Source organism: Agromyces bracchium (assembly GCF_009709675.1).
Classification (GTDB): Bacteria; Actinomycetota; Actinomycetes; order Actinomycetales; family Microbacteriaceae; genus Agromyces; species Agromyces bracchium.
Map to the genome: position 1 here is coordinate 268,121 of NZ_WMLB01000006.1, position 24,122 is coordinate 292,242.

25 protein-coding genes and 1 tRNA gene are annotated in these 24,122 nt (G+C 72.7%); 13 read left to right on the forward strand and 13 right to left on the reverse strand.

What is annotated here, in order from left to right; translation table 11 throughout:
* Positions 1-164: 164 nt before the first annotated feature.
* The 5 genes from rplA to GJ743_RS02495 form a co-directional block, all read right to left on the reverse strand.
* On the reverse strand, positions 165-854 hold the full coding sequence (rplA, locus tag GJ743_RS02475; RefSeq protein WP_155050322.1) for a 50S ribosomal protein L1: 690 nt from the start codon (positions 852-854) through the stop codon (positions 165-167).
* Positions 855-995: 141 nt separating this feature from the next.
* Positions 996-1,424: a 50S ribosomal protein L11 gene (rplK, locus tag GJ743_RS02480; protein WP_155050323.1), complete on the reverse strand. Its 429-nt coding sequence runs from the start codon at positions 1,422-1,424 to the stop codon at positions 996-998.
* Positions 1,425-1,653: 229 nt separating this feature from the next.
* Positions 1,654-2,577: a transcription termination/antitermination protein NusG gene (gene nusG / locus GJ743_RS02485; protein WP_328288710.1), complete on the reverse strand. Its 924-nt coding sequence runs from the start codon at positions 2,575-2,577 to the stop codon at positions 1,654-1,656.
* Positions 2,578-2,643: 66 nt separating this feature from the next.
* Entirely contained in the window at positions 2,644-2,919 is a 276-nt protein-coding gene (gene secE / locus GJ743_RS02490) for a preprotein translocase subunit SecE (RefSeq protein ID WP_328288711.1), read from the reverse strand.
* Between the two features lie 41 nt (positions 2,920-2,960).
* A tRNA-Trp gene (locus tag GJ743_RS02495) sits at positions 2,961-3,033 on the reverse strand.
* A gap of 400 nt (positions 3,034-3,433) precedes the next feature.
* Between GJ743_RS02495 and GJ743_RS02500 the strand changes: the two genes are divergently transcribed.
* Together GJ743_RS02500 and GJ743_RS02505 are read left to right on the forward strand one after the other, a co-directional pair.
* Positions 3,434-4,651: a pyridoxal phosphate-dependent aminotransferase gene (locus tag GJ743_RS02500; RefSeq protein ID WP_328288712.1), complete on the forward strand. Its 1,218-nt coding sequence runs from the start codon at positions 3,434-3,436 to the stop codon at positions 4,649-4,651.
* 2 nt (positions 4,652-4,653) lie between these two features.
* Positions 4,654-6,177 (forward strand): deoxyguanosinetriphosphate triphosphohydrolase family protein, encoded by a 1,524-nt coding sequence (locus GJ743_RS02505; protein WP_328288713.1) that lies wholly within the window; start codon positions 4,654-4,656, stop codon positions 6,175-6,177.
* 192 nt (positions 6,178-6,369) lie between these two features.
* Here the strand turns inward: GJ743_RS02505 and GJ743_RS02510 are convergent, their stop codons facing one another.
* Entirely contained in the window at positions 6,370-7,275 is a 906-nt protein-coding gene (locus GJ743_RS02510) for a LysR family transcriptional regulator ArgP (protein WP_155050324.1), read from the reverse strand.
* 75 nt (positions 7,276-7,350) lie between these two features.
* Here GJ743_RS02510 and GJ743_RS02515 point away from each other — a divergent pair, with 75 nt between their 5' ends.
* The 9 genes from GJ743_RS02515 to GJ743_RS02555 all read left to right on the forward strand — a co-directional run bounded on the left by GJ743_RS02515 (position 7,351) and on the right by GJ743_RS02555 (position 16,624).
* Positions 7,351-8,073, forward strand: a complete 723-nt coding sequence (locus tag GJ743_RS02515; RefSeq protein WP_328288724.1) for a LysE/ArgO family amino acid transporter — start codon at positions 7,351-7,353, stop codon at positions 8,071-8,073.
* A 312-nt stretch (positions 8,074-8,385) separates the two neighbouring features.
* Positions 8,386-9,390 carry an isopenicillin N synthase family dioxygenase gene (locus GJ743_RS02520; RefSeq protein WP_155050325.1) on the forward strand — a complete coding sequence of 335 codons (1,005 nt, stop codon included), beginning with the start codon at positions 8,386-8,388 and terminating at the stop codon, positions 9,388-9,390.
* Positions 9,391-9,627: 237 nt separating this feature from the next.
* The gene (locus GJ743_RS20075; RefSeq protein WP_328288714.1) at positions 9,628-10,467 is read left to right on the forward strand and encodes a YciI family protein; all 840 of its coding nucleotides are present in this window, start codon (positions 9,628-9,630) and stop codon (positions 10,465-10,467) included.
* Positions 10,353-11,741: an RNA polymerase sigma factor gene (locus GJ743_RS02530; RefSeq protein WP_328288715.1), complete on the forward strand. Its 1,389-nt coding sequence runs from the start codon at positions 10,353-10,355 to the stop codon at positions 11,739-11,741. The genes GJ743_RS20075 and GJ743_RS02530 overlap by 115 nt, the downstream gene beginning before the upstream one ends.
* An 85-nt stretch (positions 11,742-11,826) precedes the next feature.
* Positions 11,827-12,726, forward strand: coding sequence for an ABC transporter ATP-binding protein (locus GJ743_RS02535; RefSeq protein WP_155050326.1), 900 nt, complete (start codon positions 11,827-11,829; stop codon positions 12,724-12,726).
* Positions 12,723-13,586 carry an ABC transporter permease gene (locus GJ743_RS02540; protein ID WP_155050327.1) on the forward strand — a complete coding sequence of 288 codons (864 nt, stop codon included), beginning with the start codon at positions 12,723-12,725 and terminating at the stop codon, positions 13,584-13,586. The genes GJ743_RS02535 and GJ743_RS02540 overlap by 4 nt, the downstream gene beginning before the upstream one ends.
* A 39-nt stretch (positions 13,587-13,625) precedes the next feature.
* Positions 13,626-14,825 carry a sensor histidine kinase gene (locus GJ743_RS02545; protein ID WP_155050328.1) on the forward strand — a complete coding sequence of 400 codons (1,200 nt, stop codon included), beginning with the start codon at positions 13,626-13,628 and terminating at the stop codon, positions 14,823-14,825.
* The gene (locus GJ743_RS02550; protein ID WP_155050329.1) at positions 14,822-15,487 is read left to right on the forward strand and encodes a response regulator; all 666 of its coding nucleotides are present in this window, start codon (positions 14,822-14,824) and stop codon (positions 15,485-15,487) included. Before GJ743_RS02545 ends, GJ743_RS02550 begins: the two co-directional genes overlap by 4 nt.
* Positions 15,488-15,544: 57 nt before the next feature.
* Entirely contained in the window at positions 15,545-16,624 is a 1,080-nt protein-coding gene (locus GJ743_RS02555; protein ID WP_155050330.1) for a diacylglycerol/lipid kinase family protein, read from the forward strand.
* A 2-nt stretch (positions 16,625-16,626) separates the two neighbouring features.
* Here GJ743_RS02555 and GJ743_RS02560 read toward each other — a convergent pair whose 3' ends face one another.
* From GJ743_RS02560 to GJ743_RS02590, 7 genes are all read right to left on the reverse strand, one after another.
* Positions 16,627-17,016, reverse strand: a complete 390-nt coding sequence (locus GJ743_RS02560; RefSeq protein WP_155050331.1) for a PIN domain-containing protein — start codon at positions 17,014-17,016, stop codon at positions 16,627-16,629.
* On the reverse strand, positions 17,013-17,276 hold the full coding sequence (locus tag GJ743_RS02565) for a hypothetical protein (protein WP_155050332.1): 264 nt from the start codon (positions 17,274-17,276) through the stop codon (positions 17,013-17,015). The genes GJ743_RS02560 and GJ743_RS02565 overlap by 4 nt, the downstream gene beginning before the upstream one ends.
* Positions 17,277-17,368: 92 nt before the next feature.
* Positions 17,369-18,562 (reverse strand): UDP-N-acetylmuramate dehydrogenase, encoded by a 1,194-nt coding sequence (locus tag GJ743_RS02570; RefSeq protein ID WP_155050333.1) that lies wholly within the window; start codon positions 18,560-18,562, stop codon positions 17,369-17,371.
* Between the two features lies 1 nt (position 18,563).
* Positions 18,564-19,010, reverse strand: coding sequence for a MaoC family dehydratase (locus GJ743_RS02575; RefSeq protein WP_155050334.1), 447 nt, complete (start codon positions 19,008-19,010; stop codon positions 18,564-18,566).
* A complete protein-coding gene (locus GJ743_RS02580; RefSeq protein WP_328288716.1) occupies positions 19,010-19,456 on the reverse strand; it encodes an FAS1-like dehydratase domain-containing protein in 447 nt (148 codons plus the stop codon). The genes GJ743_RS02575 and GJ743_RS02580 overlap by 1 nt, the downstream gene beginning before the upstream one ends.
* Before the next feature lie 117 nt (positions 19,457-19,573).
* Positions 19,574-20,155, reverse strand: a complete 582-nt coding sequence (locus GJ743_RS02585) for a DUF937 domain-containing protein (protein ID WP_328288717.1) — start codon at positions 20,153-20,155, stop codon at positions 19,574-19,576.
* Positions 20,156-20,239: 84 nt separating this feature from the next.
* The gene (locus GJ743_RS02590; RefSeq protein WP_155050335.1) at positions 20,240-20,857 is read right to left on the reverse strand and encodes a TetR/AcrR family transcriptional regulator; all 618 of its coding nucleotides are present in this window, start codon (positions 20,855-20,857) and stop codon (positions 20,240-20,242) included.
* Between the two features lie 184 nt (positions 20,858-21,041).
* Between GJ743_RS02590 and GJ743_RS02595 the strand changes: the two genes are divergently transcribed.
* Complete coding sequence (locus GJ743_RS02595; protein WP_155050336.1) at positions 21,042-22,337, forward strand: MFS transporter; 1,296 nt, start codon at positions 21,042-21,044, stop codon at positions 22,335-22,337.
* Complete coding sequence (locus GJ743_RS02600; RefSeq protein WP_155050337.1) at positions 22,334-24,022, forward strand: amidohydrolase; 1,689 nt, start codon at positions 22,334-22,336, stop codon at positions 24,020-24,022. Before GJ743_RS02595 ends, GJ743_RS02600 begins: the two co-directional genes overlap by 4 nt.
* The last annotated feature ends 100 nt before the right edge of the window (positions 24,023-24,122 follow it).

The following is a 24,122-nucleotide window of genomic DNA, read 5'->3' on the forward strand; positions in this document are numbered from 1 at the left end:
GCTCCCCCGGCGGCCTCTCCCGGGCGCCCGGGTCCCTCGGCCGTCGTGGTGGAACGTACCGCCGCTCCCGCCGCCGCCGCAACAACGACGAAGGGCCCGCCGGCGAACCGGCGAGCCCTTCGTGATCTCGATACGCGCTTCGCGCTACTCGATCTCCGCGTGTCTCAGATGGCGTTGACGTCCAGCGGGATGCCGGGGCCGAACGTGGTCGACACGGCGCCCTTCTGGATGTAGCGGCCCTTGGCGCTCGACGGCTTGAGGCGCACGACCTCCTCGAGGGCGGCCTTGATGTTGTCGTTCAGCTGGTCCTGCGAGAACGAGGCCTTGCCGACGACGAAGTGCACGTTGGCGTGCTTGTCGACGCGGAACTCGATCTTGCCGCCCTTGATGTCTTCCACGGCCTTGGCCGGGTTCGGGGTCACGGTGCCGGTCTTGGGGTTCGGCATGAGGCCGCGCGGGCCGAGGACCTTGCCGAGACGACCGACCTGGCCCATGAGCTCGGGGGTGGCGACGGCCGCGTCGAACGCGGTGTAGCCGCCGGCGACCTTCTCGATGAGCTCGGCGCCGCCGACCTCGTCGGCGCCCGCGGCGATCGCGGCCTCGGCCGCGGGGCCCGTCGCGAAGACGATGACGCGGGCGGTCTTGCCGGTGCCGTGCGGGAGGATGACGGTGCCGCGCACCATCTGGTCGGCCTTGCGGGGGTCGACGCCGAGCTTCAGCGCGACCTCGACGGTCGAGTCGAACTTCGCCGAGCCGGTCTCCTTCGCGAGCGCGACGGCGTCGGTCGGGGTGTAGTACTTGCCGGCCTCGATCTTCTCGGCCGCGGCCCGGTAGGCCTTGGACTTCTGTGCCATGTTGGTTCTCCTAGCGAGAGTGTGGTCATCGCGCCTGGCGGGCGCTGCCACGAATGAGAGTTCTGGTGAACGGATGCCGCGGCATCCGTGCCCGGTGGTCGAGTAGGCGCGAAGCGCCGTATCGAGACCCGGGCGAGGCGATTACTCGACCGTGATGCCCATCGAGCGAGCGGTGCCCGCGATGATCTTCGACGCGGCGTCGATGTCGTTGGCGTTGAGGTCGGCCATCTTCGTCTCGGCGATCTCGCGGACCTGGGCGGGCGTGATCTTGCCGACCTTGGTGGTGTGCGGGACGCCCGAGCCCTTGGCGACGCCGGCGGCCTTCTTGATGAGCTCGGCGGCGGGCGGGGTCTTCAGGATGAAGGTGAACGAGCGGTCCTCGTAGACCGTGATCTCGACGGGGATGACGTTGCCCCGCTGAGCCTCGGTGGCCGCGTTGTAGGCCTTGCAGAACTCCATGATGTTCACGCCGTGCTGACCCAGAGCCGGGCCGATCGGCGGGGCCGGGTTGGCGGCGCCGGCCTTGATCTGAAGCTTGATCAGACCAGTGACCTTCTTCTTCGGTGCCATGATTTCTCTCTTCCTGTTTCGAACGCCCGACCGGAACGGCCGGGGCACTCTCCCGCGATCCCGGCGGTTCCGGGTTGCGGTGGTTTGGGGAGTCGTGCGCGCGCGCACAACCTGTCAATGATAACGGAACTCCGCTGTTCGAGTAGCACGCGACGAAGTCGCGCGCGTATCGAGACCTGCCACGCGGGTCTCGATACGGCGCTGGCGCGCCTACTCGACCACCGAAGTGCTAGAGCTTGGTGACCTGGTCGAAGCTGAGCTCGACCGGGGTCTCGCGCTCGAAGAGCGAGACGAGGACCGTGAGCTTGCCGCTCTCGGGCTTGATCTCGCTGATCGTGCCGGGCAGGCCCGCGAACGAGCCGTCCTTGATGGTGATGGTCTCGCCGATCTCGAAGTCGACCTCGGCGGGGATCTGGCGTGCGGCGCCGCCCGCGGCGGCACCCTTCGCACCCTTGGCGGGCGCGACGTCCTTGATGTCGACGAGGCTCTTCAGCATGTTGAAGGCCTCCTCGAAGCGGAGGGGCGTCGGGTTGTGGGCGTTGCCCACGAAGCCCGTGACGCCGGGAGTGTGGCGGATGACCGACCAGCTCTCCTCGTTGAGTTCCATGCGGACCAGCACGTAGCCGGGCACGCGCACGCGCGTGACCATCTTGCGCTGGCCGTTCTTGATCTCGACGACATCCTCCATCGGCACCTCGACCTGGTGGATGTAGTCGGCCATCGCCATGGTCTCGCGACGCTGCTCGACGTTCGCCTTCACGCGGCGCTCGAACCCGGCGTAGGAGTGCACGACGTACCACTTGCCCGGGAGGAAGCGCAGCTCGTTGCGGAACGCCTCGTACGGGTCGTGGTCCTCGTCCTCCTCGGTGACGGCCTCGAAGGCCGCCTCGGCCTCGTCGGCGGAGTCGATCTCGAGGGCGTCGTCGACGACCGCGTCGGCCTCGGGGTCGGTCGCCTCGGCGATCGCGTCGAGGACGGCGTCGAGGTCGACGTCGTTGCCCTCGTCGTCGACGACGTGCACGGCGCGGTGCTCGGCCGGCTCCGCGGAGTCCTCGTCGCGCTCGAGCGAGTTGCCCTCCTGCGCTTCGTCCTCTTCGGAGGACTGCTCGGCAGCGGTCGCCCAGTCGACGTCCTGGCGCTCGTTCTTCGACACTTCCTCAATCCTTCTTTCTGCCGTGCCACCGGTGACCGGCGGGCAGGTGTCGGGCCGACGGCCCGATCAGACCCCCGGCGTTCCGAAGACGTACAGGACCAGCCATCCGAAGACCTGGTCGAGCCCCCAGACGATCGCCATCATGATGGCCACGAAGACCAGCACCACCGCGGTGAAGCTCGCAAGCTCCTTGCGGGTCGGCGTGACGACCTTCTTCAGCTCGCCGATGACCTGTCGGATGAACAGGGCGATCCGGGCGAAGGGGTTGCGCCGCGCCGCGCTCTCGCGCTTGGCGTTGGCGACGACATCCTCGCTGGGTTCGTCGAGTACTTTCCGAGCCACCTCGTACACCTTTCATGGGCCGGCCATCGCCGGCCGACTCGCAGGGCGGACAGGACTCGAACCTGCAACCTGCGGTTTTGGAGACCGCTGCTCTACCAATTGAGCCACCGCCCTAAGCGACCCGGCTGACCGGATCACCTCGGGTCGAAGTCGCTTCGATCGGCATTCGCAACGAGCTGGTACCCGCCGTGAAGGCGCGTTCGATCTTGGCTGACTTCAACAACCTCACCAAGTGTATGCGACGTGGGAAGGTGCGCCAAACCGTGGCCCGACGCCCGCCCGTCGTCCGCCCCGCGACGACGCCTCGACGACACGGGACGTACGTCCCGCGCGCCCGGCGGCCGATCGGCGTATCGTGAACCGTGTGAGCCGCTCCGGCGGCGCACGCAGGTTTCGGGGAGCGCGCCTGTGGGGGCAGGCGCCGGACGCCGCGGCTCGGGGGAACACCGCCGCGGCGTCCCTCTCTGGCCGATCCGCCGCTGACGCGCGAGCGCCCGCGCCGTAGGCTGGGATCGTGACCGATCAGCGCCGTCTCTCCGCCCGCATCTCCGCCATCGCCGAGTCCGCGACCCTCAAGGTCGATGCCAAGGCCAAGGCCCTCCAGGCCGAGGGGCGACCCGTGATCTCGTACGCGGCGGGCGAGCCCGACTTCCCGACGCCCGCGCACATCGTCGAGGCCGCGCTCGAGGCGGTCCGCGACCCCCGCAACCACCGCTACACGCCCGCGGCCGGCCTTCCCGACCTGCGCGAGGCCATCGCGTCGAAGACCCTGCGCGACTCCGGCCTCGCGGCCGGCGCGAACCAGGTCGTGGTCACCAACGGCGGCAAGCAGGCCGTCTACCAGGCGTTCCAGGTGCTGCTCGACGACGGCGACGAGGTCCTCGTGCCCACGCCCTACTGGACCACCTACCCCGAGGCGATCAAGCTCGCGGGCGGCCGCCAGGTCGACGTGTTCGCGGGCTCCGAGCAGGGCTACCTCGTCACGGTCGAACAGCTCGAGGCGGCGCGCACCGAGCGGACGCGCGCGCTGCTGTTCGTGTCGCCGTCGAACCCGACGGGCGCGGTCTACCCGCCCGAGCAGGTGAAGGCCATCGGCGAATGGGCCCTCGAGCACGGCATCTGGGTCGTCACCGACGAGATCTACCAGAACCTCACCTACGCGGAGGACCCGGAGGCCGCGCCGCCCCGTGCGCTCTCCATCGTCGAGGCCGTGCCGGGCCTCGCCGACCAGGCGATCCTGGTCAACGGCGTCGCGAAGACCTACGCGATGACCGGCTGGCGCCTCGGCTGGATGGTCGGCCCGGCCGACGTCATGAAGGGCGCCGCGAACCTGCAGTCGCACCTCACGTCGAACGTGTCGAACATCTCGCAGCGCGCCGCGATCGCGGCCCTCACCGGCCCGCAGGAGCCCGTCGAGGAGATGCGCCGCGCGTTCGACCGTCGTCGCCGCACGATCGTCGCCGAGCTGTCGAAGATCGACGGCATGACGGTGCCCGTTCCCGAGGGGGCGTTCTACGTCTACCCCGACGTCACGGGCCTCCTCGGCCGTGAGTGGGGCGGCGTGACGCCGGCCACGTCGCTCGAGCTCGCCGACCTCATGCTCGAGAAGGCGGAGGTCGCGGCGGTGCCCGGCGAGGCGTTCGGTCCGAGCGGGTTCCTGCGCTTCAGCTACGCGCTGGGCGATGCGCCGCTCCTCGAGGGCGTGCAGCGGCTCCAGGAGCTCTTCTCCTGACCGTGACCCCGTCGATGGATCGCGCGGCGCGGCGAACGCCCGAGCCCCGGAGCAGCGCCGACGTCGTCGGCGAGCACTCGCAGTTCCGCCTGGACCTCGAGCGGGTGCGCTTCTCGCCGTACTTCTCCCGCCTCTCGGCCGTGACGCAGGTCATCGGCCAGCCGGGCGCCGGGCCGCTCATCCACAACCGGCTCACCCACTCGATCAAGGTGACGGCCGTCGCGCGCGCGATCGCCGTGAAGCTGACGGATGCCTCGTCGCCGACGCGCGACTTCGCGCTCGCGCACGGCTGCGACGCGGTGGTCGTGCAGGCCGCCGCCTCCGCGCACGACCTGGGGCACCCGCCGTTCGGTCATCTCGGCGAGCGCGTGCTCGACCGGCTCGCCCGCGACACGCTGGGCCTGCCCGACGGGTTCGAGGGCAACGCGCAGACCTACCGGATCGTCACGACGCTCGACGTGAGCGAGGTCGCCCCACGGGGGCTCAACCTCACCGCCGCGGTGCGAAGTGCCGTGGCGAAGTACCCGTGGACCCGCCACGTGGATGTCTCGGCCCTCGGCGACGGGCCCCTGCCACGGGGCATCCGTCGCACCGACCGCGGCGTCGAGGCGCTGAAGTTCTCGGCGTACGGGATCGATGCGGCCGACCTGTTCGAGGCGCGCGACGGGCATCCGCCGCTCCGGCAGTCGCTCGAGTGCTCGATCATGGACATCGCCGACGACATCGCGTACTCGATCCACGACGTCGACGACTTCCACCGGGCGGGCCTGCTCGGCCAGGGTGCGGTGGCTCGCGAGTTCCGCGGCTGGATCGAGTCGGGCCTGCAGCTTCGCGACCTGGACGACGAGGAGCTCGCCCGACGCAGTGCGCCGCCCGGCAGCGCGCTCGAGGCGCTGCGCCGGAAGATGCACGCGACCGACCCGTGGATCGCGGGCGACGAGGCGTTCCGCGCCGCGGTCGGCGTCGTCGCCGACGACCTCGTCGACGGGCTCCTCGCGAGCCCGTTCGACGGTTCGATCGCGGCCGAGCGCGCGCTGTCGTCGTTCACGAACCGGTGGATCGACCACCTGCAGTCGTCGGTCGTCCCGGCGCCCGAGGGCGTCGTGCGGGCCGGGCTCGTGACGCTCGACGAGCGGGCGTGGCACGAGGTCGAGATCCTCAAGTTCGTGCACCGGCACTTCATCCTCGACCGGTCCGACATCGTGATGTATCAGCGCGGCCTCAGCCGCGTGATCACGCGTGCCGTGAAGGGCCTCACGGCGTGGCTGCGCGACGAGGACGACCGGGATCGCGTTCCGCAGCGGCTCCGCGAGCTTGTCGAGATCGCCACCGACGGGTACACCGAGCTGCGCACGGCACGGCCCGAGGGCGTGCCGGTTCCCGAGACGTCGGAAGTCCGCGACCTGGGCGTCGGGCGCGGCGTCGTCGACTACGTGGCGTCGCTCTCCGACGATCAGGCGCTGGCGGTGTCCGAGGCGATCGACGGGCGGCCCGACCGACTCTGGGACATCGGGCAGAACCTCTGAGGTCGGGGTCGAGCCGGGTCTCGGTACGGGCGCTCCGCGTCCTACTCGACCCCCGGTGCGGGCGCTCCGCGTCCTACTCGACCCCCAGTGGTCGAGTAGCGCGAAGCGCGTATCGAGACCCCTGCCAACGGTGACCCGTTCATCCGGTGACGGGTGACCGGCTCGTGCGGTGACGCTGACCGGCTCGTCCGGTCACACGGCGACGGATGGCTCGAGCGCGCGCCGCGCGTCGCGCGTCAGCCCGTCGGCGATCGCGTCGAGGAGCGGCGATCCGAGGTTCCACTGCTGCCAGAACAGGGGCACGTCGACGGGCGGCCCGCCGAGCGCGACGAGCCGGCCGTCGGCGAGTTCGTCGTCGGACTGGAAGCCGGGCAGGAGCCCCCAGCCGAGCCCGAGCTTGATCGCGGTCGCGAAGTCGTTCGACGCGGGCACGAAGTGCCGCGGCGGGTCGGCGGCATCCGCCTCGATGAGCCGCAGGTACTCGCCCTGCAGGTCATCGCGCCGGTCGAAGTCGACGCGCGGCGCTGCGGCGAGCGAGGCGGCTTCCGCCCCGCCCGGGCACCAACGGGCAACCCAGGCCGGCGTCGCGACGGCGGTGTAGCGCATGACGCCGAGCGGGCGGACGAGGCATCCGGCGACCGGCGTCGCCTGCGAGGTCACCGCGCCCATGACCGTGCCCGACTCGAGGAGGCCGGCCGTGAAGTCCTGGTCGTCGCGGTGCAGGTCGAACACGACCGCATGGGTCTCCGCGATGCGGGCGAGCGCGGGCAGGAACCAGGTCGCGAGTGAGTCGGCGTTGACGGCGAGCGGCACGGTCGTGGGGCGGGCGGATGCCGCGTCGTCGCCGCCGAAGGCGGCCAGGGCGTCGTGCTCGAGCAGCGCGAGCTGGCGCGCGAGGCGCACCACGGCGGCGCCCGCCTCGGTGGGGCGCACGGGCTTGGAGCGCACGACGAGCACGCGACCGAGTCGCTGCTCGAGCTGCTTGACGCGCTGCGAGACGGCCGACGGCGTGACGTGGAGCTCGGCGGCGGCGGCCTCGAACGTGCCGCCGTCGATCACCGCGGCGAGCGTGCGGGCCAGGTCGAGCGGGATTTGCATGAAGACATGCTAATGCCGATGAAGAATCCTGAGCTGGATTTCATTTACGTGGCGACGTAGCTTCGAGCCGTGGATATCTCCGTGCTCGCCGCCGGCCTCGGCCTCGGCTTCTCCCTCATCATCGCCATCGGCGCGCAGAACGTGTTCGTGCTGCGCCAGGGGATTCGGCGCGAGCACGTGTTCGTCGTCGCGGCGATCTGCACGGTCTCGGATGCGCTGCTCATCGTCGCGGGCGTCGGCGGCGTGGGCGCGATGCTGCATGCCATGCCGTGGCTCGTGGGCGTCGCGCGGTGGGCGGGCGCGATCTTCCTCGTCGGGTACGCGGTGCTCGCGGCGCGTCGCGCGCTGCGCGGGAGCGACGAGGGACTCGTGGTCGAGGAAGCCGGCAGCGGTGGTCTCGATACGGGCGCTGGCGCGTCCTACTCGACCACCGAGGTGGCGACGACGACCGGTGGTCGAGTAGCGCGAAGCGCGTATCGAGACCAGGCCACCACGACCCTGCCCCGGAGCGCGGTGCTCCCGGTGGTGCTCACGTGCCTCGCCCTCACCTGGCTGAACCCGCACGTCTACCTCGACACCGTCGTGCTGCTCGGCTCGGTCGGCGCCACGCACGGCGACGCCCGCTGGACCTTCGCGCTCGGCGCGGTCGTCGCGAGCGCGGTCTGGTTCTTCGCCCTCGCGTACGGCGCGCGCCTGCTCGGCGGCTTGCTCGCGAGCCCTCGTGCGTGGCGCGTGCTCGACGGCATCATCGCGGTCGTGATGCTCGCGATCGCGGTCTCGCTCGTGCTCCCCGCCTGAACTGGGGATTGCGGGGCACGACCCGACCCGTGCTAGCGTGTCCGCCATCGTGAGTACTGACACCTGTCGCTGCTGTCGCCGCTAGGCGATCGTCCTCCCCGACGATCCCAGGGCGCGATTCCTCACGCGCCGCCGACCGCAGCCCAGCTCACGCCGCATCCGACGCGTCCGCGTCAGCCCACCGGCATCCGTCTCGAGACCCGCTCCCTCCGCTGGAGGACACGAGACCGGATGCCACGGGCAGACGTCCAAGGATGCCGGGGCCGCATCGTCGGCGCACCACCCTCCCGGCACCCTCGAAAGGACCAGCACATGTCCGGCATCCCCGTCCTCGACCTCTCCCTCCTCAACGGCACCCCCGAGCAGCAGGCGCAGTTCCGCGACGAACTCCGCCGCGCGACCCACGAGGTCGGGTTCTTCTCGCTCGTCGGCCACGGCGTGCCCGCAGAGCTCATCGACCGCGCCTACGAGGTCGCCCGCGCGTTCTTCGCGCTCCCCGAGTCGCACAAGCTCGCGATCGAGAACGTGAAGAGCCCCCACTTCCGCGGCTACACGCGCATGGGTGGCGAGCGCACGCTCGGCCGCGTCGACATCCGCGAGCAGATCGACATCGGCGCCGAGCGACCCGCCGTGCCCGTCGGCCCCGACACCGCCGACTACCAGGTGCTCCAAGGCCCGAACCTGTGGCCCGAGGCGCTCCCCGAGCTGCGCGAGGTCGCCGAGGAGTGGATCCGCCGCCTCGACGAGGTCGGCACGCGGCTCCTCCGCGCCTGGGCCGAGGCGCTCGGCGCGCCATCCGCCACCTTCGACGCCGCGTTCGCGACGCCGTCGCCGTACATGAAGATCGTGCGCTACCCCGGCGTCGAGGCCGAGCAGCCGGCGCAGGGCGTCGGCGCGCACAAGGACCTCGGCGTGCTGACGCTCCTCTCGGTCGAGGAGGGCAAGGCGGGCCTCCAGGTCGAGAAGGACGGCGAGTGGATCGACGTGACGCCGCCCGCCGGCTCGTTCGTCGTGAACATCGGCGAGCTCCTCGAGATCGCCACGGGCGGCTACCTGAAGGCGACGCTGCACCGCGTGGTCTCGCCCGAGCCCGGCACCGAGCGCATCTCGATCCCCTACTTCCACGGCCCGTCGCTCGATGCGACGATCCCGACGATCGACCTGCCGCCCGCCCTCGCCGCCGAGGCGCCCGGCGTCACCCAGGACCCCGCGAACCCACTCCACGCGGTCTTCGGCGAGAACTGGCTGAAGAGCCGCCTGCGCGCGCACCCCAACGTCGTCGAGGCCCAGCACCCGCGCCTGCTCGTCGGCGCGTAGGCGAGCGGATGCCGCGTCCGCGCCGGGCGGTCGCGGCGCATCCGGCCCGCCGCCCGCTGCGCGGATTCGCGACGAGTGCGCGGCGACGCACCCGCGCACTCGTCGCCGATCCGCGCACCCGCCGACGCCGTCGACGTCCGGTGCAGGCGCGAGTCCGCGAGTTCCGGCAGACGTGTCGAAAGCGGGTTCCGCCGTTCGTCGTACGTGCGTAGCGTGACCGAGAGAAGGGATTCCGTCATGGAGTACGCACTGTTCTACGCCGAGGGCGCCGACGCGCTGCCCTACGTTGCGGCCGACGACAACGTCGGCGAGTGGGTGGACGACGTCGAGGCGCGCGGCGTCTCCGAGTACGGCGAGCGGCTGCGGCCCGAGCAGGATGCCACGACCGTGCGCGTGCGCGGCGGCGAGGTGCTCGTGGTCGACGGGCCGTTCACCGAGTCGAAGGAGTCGATCGGCGGGTTCGACGTGATCGACGCCAGCGACCTCGACGAGGCGATCGAGATCGCGTCGAAGCATCCGGTGGCCTCGTTCGGCCGAGTCGAGATCCGGCCGTTCATGCGGTGGCCCGACGCCGACCCCGATGAGCGGATCGTGCCGGCGGGCTTCGCCGACGAGGCGCCGCGCGGGCGGCGCTACCTGATGCTCGTGGTCGTCGAGCCCGGCGGCGAGCGCGGGGCGGCCGATGGTGCGCCCGCGGAGGACGACGATCCGGAGGCGTGGGTGCAGGAGATGGACGGCCGCGGCGTGCGTCGCTTCGGCGAGGTGCTGCGGCCGCCGGCGGATGCCACGTTCGTGCGCCGTCGCCACGGCGAGGTGCTCGTGACCGACGGCGGCTTCACCGAGGCGAAGGAGTGGGTCGCGGGCTTCGACCTGATCGAGGTGCAGGGCGGTCTCGCCGAGGCGATCGAGGTCGCGTCGAAGCATCCGATGGCCCGCGGCGGGGCGATCGAGCTGCGACCGCTGTGGCCGTTCGACGTGCACGAGGACCACGTCGCCCGCACCGAGCGCGAGGCCGCGGAGCGCGGCCTGCGACTCGAGCCGGCGGCGGCCGAAGCGCTCGCGGAGGTCGCGCGCTGACGCCCGACGCCGCCGCGGCGCTGCGCGACGCTCACGCGACCGAGTGGGCGCGCGTCGTCGCGACCCTGATCCGCGTCACGGGCGACTGGGACGTCGCGGAGGAGGCCGCGGCCGGCGCGTTCGCACGTGCAGCGGAGACGTGGCCGCGAGACGGCATCCCCCGCAATCCGGGTGCCTGGCTCACGACGGCGGCCAGGAACCTCGCGCTCGATCGGCTCCGTCGGCGCGGGGTCGAGGCCGAGAAGGTCAGGGAGTGGATCGCGATGGAGGAGTTCTCCGGCAGGGCGGGTGGTCCGCCCGACCCGGCCGACGTTGCGAGCGACGCCCTCGACGGCGAACCCGTCTGGGACGACCGGCTTCGCCTCGTCTTCACGTGCGCGCACCCGGCCCTGCCGATGGATTCGCGCGTCGCGCTGACGCTGCGCACCGTCGGTGGGCTCGACACGGGCGAGATCGCCCGCGCGTTCCACGTGCCCGAGCCGACCATGGGGCAGCGCATCTCGCGGGCCAAGCGCAAGATCCGGCACGCCGGCATCCCGTACCGCGTACCGACCGCCGACCTGCTGCCCGAGCGCCTCGACGGCGTGCTCGCGGTGCTCTACCTCATCGCGAACGAGGGCTACCTCGCCTCGCACGGCGAGGCCCTGCAGCGGCTCGACCTGGCCGCCGAGGCGATCCGGCTCGCCCGGCTCGTCGTCGATCTCATGCCCGACGCCGACGAAGCACGGGCGCTGCTCGCGCTGATGCTGCTCCAGCACGCGCGCTCGGCCGCGCGCGTCGACGGCGACGGCGACCTCGTGCCGCTGCCCGAGCAGGACCGCACCGCCTGGGACGCGGCCGAGATCACCGAGGGTCTCGCATTGCTCGAGGGGCCGACGGACGGCTCGGCCCCCGGCCCGTACCGCCTCCAGGCCGACATCCAGGCCGTGCACGCCCGGGCCCGAACGGCCGACGACACCGACTGGCCAGCGATTCTCGCCCGCTACGACGAGCTCGCGATGCTCGCCGACTCGCCCTTCGTCGCCCTGAACCGGGCGATCGCCCGCGGCATGGCGTTCGGCCCGCGGGCGGGTCTCGACGACCTCGCATTGCTCGAGGCATCCGGCCGGCTCGACGGCTACCACCTGCTGCCCGCGGCCCAGGCCGACCTGCTGCGCCGTCAGGGCGAGACGGATGCCGCGGCCGAGCGCTACCGCGAGGCGATCGCGCTCGCCCGCACGGCCCCCGAGCGCCGCTTCCTCGAGCGCCGCCTCGCCGAGCTCTCCTCCGACTGATCCGCCCGCATCCACCGATCGGTGGAGGCCGGAATCGACCGCTCCACGGCTTCCGGTCGCGCGTGTCGAAGAGGAGGCTCGAGGCATGGACACCACCAGCACCAGCGAAGCGCCGGCAGTCAGCATCCGCGGGCTCCGCAAGCAGTACGGCGACGTCGCCGCGGTCGACGGCATCGACCTCGACATCGCGCGCGGCGAGACCTTCGCGCTCCTCGGGCCGAACGGCGCCGGCAAGTCGACGACGATCGAGATCCTCGAGGGCTACCGCCTGCGCACCGGCGGCGACGCGAGCGTGCTCGGCGTCGACCCCGCGCGCGGCGGCCTCGAGTGGAAGTCGCGCATCGGCATCGTGCTCCAGTCGGGCACCGAGAGCGGCGCGATGACCGTGCGCGAGCAGCTCGCCCACTTCGCCGGGCTCTATCCGCACCCGCGCGACGTCGACGAGGTGATCGCCGCCGTCGGGCTCGACGAGAAGGCGCGCACGCGAATCGCGAAGCTCTCCGGCGGCCAGCGCCGGCGCCTCGACGTCGCACTCGGCATCGTCGGCCGACCCGAACTGCTGTTCCTCGACGAGCCCACGACGGGCTTCGACCCCGAGGCCCGACGCGAGTTCTGGGACCTCATCCGCGAACTGAAGCGCGAGGGCACGACCATCCTGCTCACGACGCACTACCTCGACGAGGCCGCGCAGCTCGGTGATCGGGCCGGGATCATCATCGGCGGGAAGCTCGTCGACGTCGGCCCGGTGCACGAGCTCGGCGGCGCCGAGGCGCGCGTGCCCATCGTCCGCTGGCGCGACCGCGACGGCTCCCCACGCGAGACGCGCACGGAGCGACCGGCCGAGCTCGTGGCATCCGTCGCCCGTGAGCTCGGGACCGAGCCCGCTGAACTCGAGGTCATCCGTCCGAGCCTCGAGGACATCTACCTGGACCTGGTCCGCGCCGCCGGCGCGGAGACCCGCGAGACCGAGGAGGCCCGCGCATGAGCGCCACCGACCTGACCACCGCGACCGGCCCGGCAGCCGGCATCCGTCGCCCCGGGCGCCTCTCGCTCGGCGTCTCCCGCATCGGCTACGAGGTGAAGAGCTACTTCCGCTCGCCCGACGCCGTGTTCTTCACGTTCCTGTTCCCGTTCATCATGCTCGGCATCTTCACGGCCGCGTTCAGTTCGGCCGGCGACATCCAGCCGGCCCCCGGCATGGAGGGGATCTCGGTCGGCGCCTACTACCTGCCCGGCCTGCTGGCCGCGGGCATGCTGCTCTCGGGCGTGCAGAATCTCGCGATCGACATCGCGATCGAGAAGGGCGACGGCACGCTGAAGCGCCTGGGCGGAACACCGCTCTCGCCGGTGTCGTACTTCATCGGCAAGATCGGGCAGGTCTTCGTCACCGGCGTGCTGCAGGCCGCGCTGCTCCTCCTCGCCGCGGCCACGATCTTCGGCATCGCGCTGCCCACCGAGCCCGAGAAGTGGGTGACCTTCGCCTGGGTGTTCGTGCTCGGCGTCGGGACCTCGGCCCTGCTCGGCATCGCGCTCTCGTCGGTGCCGCGCTCGGGCAAGTCGGCGGCCGCGGTCGTGATCCCGATCCTGCTCGTGCTGCAGTTCATCTCGGGCGTCTACCTGCAGTTCTATGCACTGCCCGAGTGGATGCAGAACGTCGCGAGCCTCTTCCCGCTGAAGTGGATGGCGCAGGGCATGCGCGCGGTGTTCCTGCCCGAGGACTTCGCGGTGCTCGAGCAGAACGGCGCGTGGGACCTCGGCTGGGTCGCGGTCGCGCTGCTCGCCTGGCTCGTGATCGGCCTGGTCCTCAGCCGCCTCACCTTCCGGTGGATCCGGCGCGACGCGTGAGCGCTTCGCGACGCGAGAGCCCTGTGGGAGCCTGAGTCCATGCAGAACGTGCGGTGGTGGGATGCCGCGGCGGTCGCGGTCGCGGTCGTGATCGCCGCGATCTCCCTGCTCGACCCGCCGTTCGGCGCCGACGACGTCGGCGTGTGGGCCGTCGCGGGGGCGTTCCTCATCGTCCACCTGATCTGGGGGCGCCGGTGCGTGCCGGTCGCGACGACCCGCACGCACCTGGCGGTCTCGATCGCCTACGCCGTGATCCTCGCGGTGGGCACCGCGATCGAGCCGTCGTTCGCGATCCTGCAGGCGTTCCTGTACCCGTTCGTGTGGTCGACGTCGCCGAACACGCGCAGCGCGATCATCGCGAACCTCGCCATCGCGGTCGCGATCGTCGTCGGCTACGCGGTGCGGGAGTGGCCCGCCGGCCTCGTGGTCGGAGGAGCGGTGGCCGCGCTGTCGGTCGGCTTCAGCATCGCCCTCGGCCTCTGGATCACGCGGATCGCGCAGTTCGGCGAGGAACGGGCGCGCCTCCTCGCCGAGCTGCAGGCCGCGCAGGGACAGCTCGCCGCGATGCACCGCGACGCCGGCATCGCCGACGAGCGGGCGCGGCTCGCCCGCGAGATCCACGACACCATCGCGCAGAGCCTCACGGGCCTCGTCATGGTCGCCCAGCGCACCGAGCGACGGCTCGCGGGCGTCGAGGGCGCGGACGCGGCATCCGCTCGCCGTGACGTCGAACTCATGGAGCAGATGGCCCGCGAGGCGCTCACCGAGGCGCGCGGGCTCGTCGCGTCGCTCGCCCCGGTCGATCCCGAGGCGGGGCTCGGCGAGGCGCTGCGCCGGCTCGCGAACTCGTTCGAGCGCGAGACCGGTGTGCGGGTGACGGTGACGACGGATGCCTCGGGGCTCGACCGCGAGCTCGAGGTCGTGCTGCTCCGCAGCGCGCAGGAGGCGCTCGCGAACGTGCGCAAGCACGCGAACGCGAGCGCGGCCGAGATCGTCGTCACGACCGCCGGGACGCCGCCCGAGGTCGTGCTCGCGGTGCGCGACGACGGCGTCGGACCCGGCGACGCGGCGCCCGGGGAGAGCGGGTTCGGCCTCGCCGGGATGCGCGACCGCGTCGCGCTCGTCGGGGGCCGGCTCGAGTTCGGTCCCGGTCGTGACGGCGGCACGGTGCTGCGCGTGGTCGTGCCGGGCATGCGGGATGCCGTGCGACGCGACGAGCCGACGGGAGCGGGGGCATGAGCGGCCGCACCGGCGAACCGATCCGCGTCGTCGTCGCCGACGACCACCCGATCGTCCGGGCGGGCATCGTCGGACTCCTCGAGTCCGAGCCCGGGATCGACGTGGTCGGCGAGGCCGTCGACGGCGCCGAGGCGGTCGCCCTCGCAGTCGAGCTGCGGCCCGACCTCGTGCTGATGGACCTCCGGATGCCCGTGCTCGACGGCGCCGCCGCGACCGAGCGGATCCTGGCATCCGCTGCCGGCGCCGCCGGCACCCGCGTGCTCGTGCTGACGACCTACGAGACCGACGACCACATCCTCGCCGCGATCGAGGCGGGCGCGAGCGGGTACCTGTTGAAGGCCGCGCCGCAGGAGGAGATCCTCGCCGGCATCCGCTCGGTCGCCGCCGGCGAGACCGTGCTCGCTCCGTCGATCGCGGCGAAGCTCGTCGCGCGCGTGCGCTCGGGGGCTGCGGCCGCCGCCGTGCCCGCGCCGACGCTCTCGCCGCGCGAGCTCGAGGTGCTCCGGCTCGTCGCCGACGGCCGCTCCAACCCCGAGATCGGGCGGATGCTGCACATCGGCGAAGCGACCGTGAAGACGCACCTCATCCACGTGTTCGAGAAGCTCGAGGTCGGCGACCGCACGCGCGCGGTGACGCGGGCGATGGAGCTCGGGCTGATCTGAGCCGAACGGCCGCCGCGGTGCGCACGCCGAGACGGTCGACGCCCGTACGCTGAGCCGGTGGGAACGGGACGGGCGGCACCGCGCACGCGGCGCGTCGGGCGAGTTCGGCGTGCACCGCGCGAGCGGGTCGTCGCCGCGCCGGGGCGCGATCGCGCGCTTCCCGCGTCGACCGACGGCGAGGGCGTGTTCGTCGTCCTGAACCGCTCGGCCGGCACGAGCGTCGTCCGCTCCGACCCCGCGAACGTGCTGCGGGAGCGCCTCCCGCAGGCCGAACTGCATTTCCTCGAGCCGGGCGAGGACCCGGCGGCCGTCGTCGCCGACGCGCTCGCGCGGCCGGCTGCGCCCCGCATCGTCGGCGTCTGCGGCGGCGACGGGTCGGTGGCCGCGGTCGCGCACGTGGCCCGCAGAGCGGGCGTGCCGCTCCTCGTCGTGCCGGGCGGCACGTTCAACCACTTCGCGCGCACGGCGGGCGTGGCGTCGGCCGACGATGCCGTCGACGCCCTCCAGGCGGGCGAGGGCGTGCGGGCGGATGTCGCCGAGCTCGTGTTCGGCGAGACCGAACCGATCACGGTCATGAACGCTGCGTCGGTCGGCGTCTACCCCGACGTCATCGCGCTGCGCGAGCAGCTGCGGCCTCGGCTCGGGAAGTGGCTCGCCGGCATCATCGCCGCGGAGCGTGTGCTGCGCCGCACCGACCCGGTCGCGGTCGTGATCGAAGGGCGACGTGCCGAGGTCTGGGCGCTCTTCGTCGGCGTCGGGCGCAACGACCGCGGCATCCACGCGCCGCTGCAGCGGCGCGAGCTCGACGACGGCGTGCTCGACGTGCGCGTGCTGCACCGCGGCTCGCGGACGGGCGCGATCGCGGCCCTCGCGTTCGGCCAGCGGACGGCCGCCGTGCTCCGTCGGCTCCGGCTCGTGCCCGAACGCGTCGAGGCGTTCCGGACCACCGATCTCACGGTCGACGTGCGGCCTCGGAACGGACAACCGCCCGGGTTCGTGCACGACGGCGAGATCGCGCTCGAGGCGCCGGCCGCGGCATCCGCCGACCTGTCGGCACCCGGCTATCGCACGCGCATCCGCGTGGTTCCGGGCGCGGTCGACGTCTACCGGCCGGCGACGCACCCGCCCGCACGCTGAGGTCAGCCGAGGTCGACGACCGCGACGCCCACCTCCACCGCCGCGCGGGCGAGCCGGGCGTCCAAAGTCGCGAGCGGATGCCGCGTCGTCATGGCGGCGTCGAGCACGCAGCAGTCCGGCAGCTTCAGCCCGGTCTCGACGCGCAGTCGCGCGAGCCGGAACGCCCCACCTTCGCCGGGTGACCACTCCGCGATGCCGAGCGAACCGAGGTGCTGCTCGGCGACGGCGCCCCGCCCGACGCGGATCGGTCCGAGGAGGACCTCGGTCAGCGTCATGGCATGCAGGAGGAACCCCTCGTCGGGGTGGTCCCGGAAGAACTGCGTGGCGGCGGCGTGGTGCGCGTCGTGCGAAGCGAGGTGCGCGATGACCACGCTCGCGTCGAGCACGATCACTCGGGCCACTCCGCACGCAGGTTCTCGAGGTAGCCCGGTTCGTACGCGACGTCGAGGGCGCCTTCGGTGAGATCGACGGTCGCTCGCCACTCGCCCGCTCGGTCGCGCTCCTCCTCTTCGAGCGTCGCCGCGGCGCGCTCGAAGATGTGCGAGACCAACTCGGCCCGACCGGCACCGGGCCACGCCCTCGCAGCGGCGCGCAGCGCGCGTTCGACTTCCGGGGTCTCGGTGACCTGGAATCGCGGACGGAGGGTGGGCATGGCGCGAGTGTACCACCGCGAGAATCGGTGCAACACTTCCGGCCTCGAGACGACGCATCGACGCCGCGGGCCGCGGCATCCGTCACCGGACCCTAGAGCTCGACGCCCACCAGCACGGGCTCGGGGTGCAGCACGATCCCGAACTCGGCCTGCACTCGGCCCTGCACGAACCGCGCGAGCTGGGCGAGCTCCTCGGCGCTCGCGCCGCCCCGGTTCGTGAGGGCGAGCGTGTGCTTCGACGAGATCGCCGCGCGCGAGCCCGGCAGGGCGAAACCGCGACGGATGCCGCTCTGCTCGATCAGCCACGCGGCCGAGAGCTTCACGAGCGGCTCGGACGGATCGGCGTGGGCGTGCGCCTCGGCCGCCTCGACCTCGGCCTGGTGGGCGAGGAACGCGTCGAGCGGCGACTGCGCCTCGAGTTCGGCGAGCGGCACGACCTCGTCGGGCTCCTCGGGCTCGACGTACCAGCGCGGGGCGTCGCCGGGCAGCGTCCGCGCGACGTGCTCCGAGACGATCGGGTTGGTGAAGAACGAGCCGGCGCTCACCGAGTCGGGGTCGTCGGGGTCGAGCACCATGCCCTTGCCCGAGCGGAGCGCGAGCACCGCCTCGCGCACGTCGGCGATCGGCACGCGGTCGCCGAGTTGCACGCCGAGCGCGCCCGCGAGCTGCGCGTATGCGACGGGCGTGCCGAGCGCTTGGCCGAGCACCTCGCGCTCGGCGGTCGTGTCGTGCAGGGCGACCTCGATCGAGACGACGACGCCCGCGAGGCCCTCCTTCAGCACCGACGTACGGTAGCCGAGCTCGAGTTCGTCGGCCGACATGCGGCGCGGCCGATCCGCGCCCTCGTCGAGGACCTCGATCGCGACGAGGGCATCCGAGAGCTCCTGGCCGTAGGCGCCGATGTTCTGCACCGGCGCCGCGCCCACCGAGCCGGGGATGCCGCTCAGCGCCTCGAGCCCCGAGAACCCGCGCTCGACCGTGAAGGCCACGAGCTCGTCCCAGACCTCGCCGGCCTGCACGCGCAGGTGCACGCTGCCGGGCTGCACGCCGGGCAGCACCTCGATGCCCTTCGTCGCGATCCGGATCACGGTGCCGTGGAAGCCCTCGTCGCCGACGAGCAGGTTCGACCCGCCGCCGAGGACCATCCACCGCCCGCCCGACGCGTCGGCCTCGCGCACGAGGTCGACCAGCTCACGCTGGAGCGTCGCGGTGAGGAGTCGATCGATCGGGCCGCCGACGCGCAGCGTCGTGAGGTCGGCGAACGGGACGTCGTGCTGCTCGCTCATGTCAGGCGAGCACCACGCGCACCTGCGCCTTGCCGAGCACGGTCGCCCCCTCGAAGCTCACGGTGAGGTCGACGCGCACGGCGCGCGCCTCGGCGTCGAGCTGGCCGACCTTGGCCGTGACCGAGACATCCGCCCCCGCCTCGGGGTCGACGACGACCGGCCGGGTGAAGCGCACCTGGTAGTCGGCGACACGCGCGGGGTCGCCCGCCCAGTCGACGACGGGCTGCACGGCGAGGCCCATCGTGAGCATGCCGTGCGCGAGCACGCCCGGCAGGCCCACCGACGCGGCGACGTCGTCGCGGTAGTGGATCGGGTTGAAGTCGCCCGAGGCGCCTGCGTAGCGGACGAGCGAGTCGCGGGTCAGGTGGAATGCGCGCTCGGCGACGATGTCGCCGACGGCGAGCGCGTCGAAGTCGGGGGCCGCGGGGGCGGCGGCGGTCTCGGGCATCAGTCGTCTCCTCGCACGACGAGGGTGGAGATCGCGGTGACGACGTGCGCGCCCTCCGCGTCGGTGATCACGGACTCGGCCGTGACCATCGAGTGGGCGCCGAGCGTCTTGACACTCGAGACGGTCAGCGTCGCGGTGAGCTCGTCCCCTGCGACGATGGGCCGGGTCGATGTGAACCGCTGGTCGCCGTGGACCACGCGCGAGAAGTCGATGCCCGCGTCGGGCTCGGCGAGCAGCTGCGCGAGGGTGTGCTCCTGCACGACGACGGCGAACGTCGGCGGCGCGACGATGTCGGCGTGGCCGGCCGCGCGCGCGGCGTCGACGTCGAGGTTGATCGGGTTGGTCGCGAACACGGCGCGCGCGAACTCGCGCACCTTCTCACGGCCGACGAGGTACGGCGCGGTCGGCGCGAACTCGCGCCCCTGCAGCTCGGGGTTCACTGGCACCGTGCCAGTCTACGCAGCGCGCTTCGCGCGGCTTCGTCGAGGGCGGGCGAGCGGATGCCGCGGGCTCGCGTCGCGCGCCGCCTCAGCGCTTGCCGCGCGCTCGCGCTCCGCACTCCCTCAGCGCTTGCCGCCGCCGAGGAGCCCGCCGAGCAGGTCGCCCAGCCCGCCGAGCCCGCCGAGGCCGCCGGCCGCGCCACCCGAGGCACCGCCGCCGGCCGCACCGCCCAGCAGCCCGCCGAGCAGGTCGCCGATGCCTCCGCCGCCGCCTGTCGACGCGTCGGAGGACGACCCCTGCTGGCGCTTGGCGAACTGCCCGGCCAGGAAGCTCAGCACGATCGGCGCGAGGATCGGCAGCAGCTTCTGGATGAGGCCGGGCTCGGCCTTCCCGCCGCCCGATCCGAGCTTCTGCACCACCTGATCGGTGTTCGCACCGAACACGTTGTGCACGATCTTGTCGCCGTCGTCGGCGTCGACCTCGTCGAGGTTCACGCCGCCCTCGAACAGCTGCGGCGGATGGTGCTGCACGGCGCGTTCGAGCGAGGCCGCGCCCGCGGCATCCTGCGCGTTCGCCCCCATGCCGCCGAGGAGCGCCGGCAGCGCCTGGTCGACCGCCGCGCGCGCGGTGGCCTCGTCGACGCCGAGCCGCGAGGCGAGATCGGCGATCGGGATGTTGGCGATGATGTCGTCGTACGAGGCCACGGGCCGTCCTTCCGCCTGTGCGCCCTCCCCCGGGCGCCCACGCTCACGCTAGCCGCCGCGCGCGGTGCGCGGAACCCCAGCCCGTCAGTCCGCCTCGCGGAGCCGCGAGAGCCGCAGCCGCAGCGAGGCGAGCAGCAGGTCGAGCCCCTCCTCGAACGCCCGGTCGGACCGCGCGGCGCCGCGCTCCGCGCCCGCGAGCAGCCGCCCGAGCGTCGCGGTCGGCCCCTGCGGCTGCCAGATGTCGTCGGGCGAGGCGAGGTCGAGGCCGAACCCGAGCGCGAACGAGTCGAGGATCGCGACGACGGTGAGCACCTCGTCCTCGGGGAAGCCCGCGTCGAGGAGCCCCGTCGCGAGGTTGTCGTAGCTCGCGATGACGAGCGGGTCGGTGATCGTCTTGCCGACGATGAGCGGGATCGCGTTGGGGTGCTCGGCGTACATGCGCCGTTGGGCGCGAAGGGTCGCCGCGACGACCTCGTCCCACGTGCCCTCGGGGAGCTCGGGCAGGTACTGGGCCGCGATGCGGCCGCGGATGAGCTCGATGATCTCGTCGCGCCCGCGGACGTGGTTGTAGAGCGATGAGGGCGTGACGCCGAGGGTGCGCGCGAGCGCGTTCACGCCGAAGGGCTGCCCCGAGTCGACGAGCTCGAGTGCGGCGTCGGCGATGCGATCGGCCGACAGCAGCGGGACCTTCGGCCTCGGCATCTGCACCTCCTCGTCGCGCCCAGCCTAGGGCGACGTCGGAACGGATTCCGAATCACCTCTTCCCAACAGGCGGGTCGGCGTGAATAATAAACGAACAGCATTCGTTAGAGCGGATGCCGCACCGGGCGAACCGCGAATCCTCCCCCTTCGCACAACGACGTGCACTCCCCGACAGGAGACTCCCGTGACCGACCACACTCCCACCACGCGCGTGCCGCTCCGCCTTCCGGGCGCCGTCGCGACCTTCGGCATCGGCATCGCCGGCTACCTCGGCGTGAACCTCTCGCCGTACATGATCGCCGCGCTCCAGACCGCACTCGCCACCGACGTCCTCACCGCCAGCTGGATCGTCACCGCGACGCTCCTCGCGACCGCGATCACCGGCCTCGTGGTCGCCCGGCTCTGCGCCGGACCCCGACGACTCGCCGTGGCCCGCATCGGACTCGTGATCGCGGCCGCCGGCTTCGGCGTCGCCGCGTTCGTCCCGGTGCCCGCCGCGGTCGTGGCCGGCCTCATCGCGGGCGGCATCGGCGCGGGCGGCGCGGTCGCCTCGTCGGGCGCGGCCCTCGCCGCCTTCATCAACCCCGAGCGCGTGGCGGGCGTCAACGGCCTCGCCAACCGCGCCGTGATCACGGTGATCCTCGCGGTCGTGCCGATGATCGGCCTGGCCCCCGCGAGCGTGTTCGGCGTGCTCTCGCTGTTCTCGCTCGCGATGCTCGCCACGACGGCGTGGCTGCCGGCGGCGCCGATCCTCGCACCCGCCGGCGCGGTCCCGACCACCGCGACCGCCGAGCCGGGCGCGCACGGCGCTGCCGCGGCATCCGTCACCGCGTTCTCGGCGAGCTCGCGACGCGTGACGATCGCCGGCCTCGCGCTGCTCGTCTGCTTCGCCCTGTGGGCCGTGAGCGAGGACTCGCTCTGGGCCATGGCCGGCGTCATCGGCGCCGAGCAGGCCGCGCTGACCCCCGAGGGCCTCGGCATCGCGCTGAGCGGCGCGACCGCGGGCGGCATCCTCGGCGCCATCCTGATCACCGTCGTCGGCGACCGCTTCGGGCGCGCGCTGCCGCTCGCGATCCTGCTCGCCGCAGGCGGCATCCTGAAGATGGTCGAGTCGACCGTGACCGACCCGACCGCGTTCATCGTCGTGTTCATCGCGTGGAACACCATCTACGCCGTCGCGTTCCTCTACTTCGTGTCGACCGCCGCGGCGCTCGACGCCGACGGGCGCTGGTCGGGCCCGCTGCTCGCGGTCTACCTGGTGGGCTCGGCGCTCACGCCGGTGATCGGCGCCGCGCTCGTCGAGGCGTTCGGCTTCCAGGGCTTCGGCATCGTGCTCGGCATCGCGAGCTTCGCGCTCATCACCCCGGTGGTGCTCGTCGCGCGGTTCTCGCGCGAGGCGCAGGCCGCCGAGGCGACGGATGCCGCGGCCTCGCGCCTCGCTCCGGCCGACGCCGCCGACGCTCGGGAGGTCCGCGCATGAACCGCACCGTGTACGTGAACGCACAAGTGTTCACCGCCGACGAGCCGGAGTGGGCCGAGGCGATCGCCGTCGAGGACGGGACGATCCTCGCCGTCGGGTCGGCGGACGACGCGCGGGGTGCCGCCGCCGCCGGCGCCCCGGCCGGCTCGGATCTCGAGGTCGAGGTCGTCGACCTCGGCGGGCGGCTCGTGCTGCCCGGCGTCGTCGACGCGCATACGCACCTCGTCATGATGGGCGAGGCGCTCGGGCGGGTCGGGCTGACCGACGCACGGTCGCTCGACGAGATCCGGGCGCGGCTCGTCGCAGCGCGGGCCGCGGCACCAGACGCGCCGCGCGTGCTCGGCCGCGGCTGGCTCTTCGACTCCGTGCCCGGCGGCGCCCCCACCGCGGCCATGCTCGACGAGGCACTGGCCGACGTGCCCGTCTACCTCGACGCCAACGACTACCACTCGTGCTGGGTCAACTCGGCGGCGCTCTCCGAGCTCGGCATCACGCGCGACACCGCCGACCCGATCGGCGGACGCGTCGGCCGCGACGCCGACGGCGAGCCCGACGGCATGCTCTACGAGACCGCCGCGCAGCAGTACGCCTGGGAGCACCTCGCCGAGCAGGCGACCGACGCCGACCGCGACGCCGCCGTCGAGCGGACCATCGCCGCCTACCTCGCGACGGGCGTCACCGGAGTCGTCGACATGGCGTTCGATGAACTCGGGCTCGCCGCGTTCCGCCGCGCCGCGGAGCGGCGCGGCGGCACCCTGCCGATCCGGGTCGTCGCGCACTGGTTCGTCGCGAACACGGGCGACGCGGCCGCGAACCTCGCCCAGGTCGCGCGTGCGGCCTCGCTCGCGGACGAGGTATCCACGCCGTGGCTCCGGATCGCCGGGATCAAGCTCGTGCTCGACGGCGTGATCGATGCGTGCACGGCCGCGATGCGGCATCCGTACGTCGACGGCACGAACGCCGAGCCGATCTGGCCGCTCGACGCGCTCGAGCCGGTGGTCGCCGCCGCCGACGCCGCGGGGCTCCAGGTCGCGATGCACGCGATCGGCGACGCCGCGAGCGGGATCGCGCTCGACGCGCTCGAGCACGCGCACGCCGTGAACGGCGAGCGCGACCGTCGGCACCGCATCGAGCACCTCGAGTACGTCGACCGGGCGGATGTCGCGCGCCTCGCGCGCCTCGGCGTCGTCGCGTCGATGCAGCCCGTGCACGCCGACCCCGCGATCTGGGCGAACTGGGCCGCGATGCTCGGCGATGAGCGCGCCGACCGCGGCTTCCCGTGGACCGAGATCACCGAGGCCGGCGCGGTGCTGGCGTTCTCGACGGACGCGCCGACGGCGCCGCACGAGGCCCTGCCGAACCTCTACGTCGCTGCGACGCGGCGATCGGCGCTCGACGACTCCTTCCCGGCGAACCATCCGGAGTACGCCGTGCCGCTCGCCGACGCCGTGCGTCACGCGACGCGCGACGCCGCGCACTCGTGCCGCGAGGAGGGTGTGCGCGGGCGTCTCGCTCCGGGGCTCGCGGCGGACTTCGCCGTGATCGACCGCGACCCGTTCGAGCTCGGGGACGACGCGCTGCTCGAGGCCCGTGTCATCCGCACGGTCGTCGCGGGCCGCACCGCGTACGAGGCCGACGCCGGCTCGACCGAGGCGACGGACGGCGGGGCTCGCGCCGCCGCCTGACGCGCGCATTCGCAGGATATTCCGCCCGATGCCCGCCCCACGGCGCCCATCGGGCGGAATCTCCTTCGTATTGATTCACTCTTGACTTATATAAGTGCGT

Bases quoted from the DNA above. Each gene is read 5' to 3' on its own strand.
- rplA (WP_155050322.1), bottom strand. From the start codon at position 854: ATGGCACAGAAGTCCAAGGCCTACCGGGCCGCGGCCGAGAAGATCGAG.
- rplK (WP_155050323.1), bottom strand. From the start codon at position 1,424: ATGGCACCGAAGAAGAAGGTCACTGGTCTGATCAAGCTTCAGATCAAG.
- GJ743_RS02510 (WP_155050324.1), bottom strand. From the start codon at position 7,275: ATGCAAATCCCGCTCGACCTGGCCCGCACGCTCGCCGCGGTGATCGAC.
- GJ743_RS02520 (WP_155050325.1), top strand. From the start codon at position 8,386: ATGTCCGGCATCCCCGTCCTCGACCTCTCCCTCCTCAACGGCACCCCC.
- GJ743_RS20075 (WP_328288714.1), top strand. From the start codon at position 9,628: ATGGAGTACGCACTGTTCTACGCCGAGGGCGCCGACGCGCTGCCCTAC.
- GJ743_RS02535 (WP_155050326.1), top strand. From the start codon at position 11,827: ATGGACACCACCAGCACCAGCGAAGCGCCGGCAGTCAGCATCCGCGGG.
- GJ743_RS02540 (WP_155050327.1), top strand. From the start codon at position 12,723: ATGAGCGCCACCGACCTGACCACCGCGACCGGCCCGGCAGCCGGCATC.
- GJ743_RS02545 (WP_155050328.1), top strand. From the start codon at position 13,626: ATGCAGAACGTGCGGTGGTGGGATGCCGCGGCGGTCGCGGTCGCGGTC.
- GJ743_RS02550 (WP_155050329.1), top strand. From the start codon at position 14,822: ATGAGCGGCCGCACCGGCGAACCGATCCGCGTCGTCGTCGCCGACGAC.
- GJ743_RS02565 (WP_155050332.1), bottom strand. From the start codon at position 17,276: ATGCCCACCCTCCGTCCGCGATTCCAGGTCACCGAGACCCCGGAAGTC.
- GJ743_RS02570 (WP_155050333.1), bottom strand. From the start codon at position 18,562: ATGAGCGAGCAGCACGACGTCCCGTTCGCCGACCTCACGACGCTGCGC.
- GJ743_RS02575 (WP_155050334.1), bottom strand. From the start codon at position 19,010: ATGCCCGAGACCGCCGCCGCCCCCGCGGCCCCCGACTTCGACGCGCTC.
- GJ743_RS02590 (WP_155050335.1), bottom strand. From the start codon at position 20,857: ATGCCGAGGCCGAAGGTCCCGCTGCTGTCGGCCGATCGCATCGCCGAC.
- GJ743_RS02600 (WP_155050337.1), top strand. From the start codon at position 22,334: ATGAACCGCACCGTGTACGTGAACGCACAAGTGTTCACCGCCGACGAG.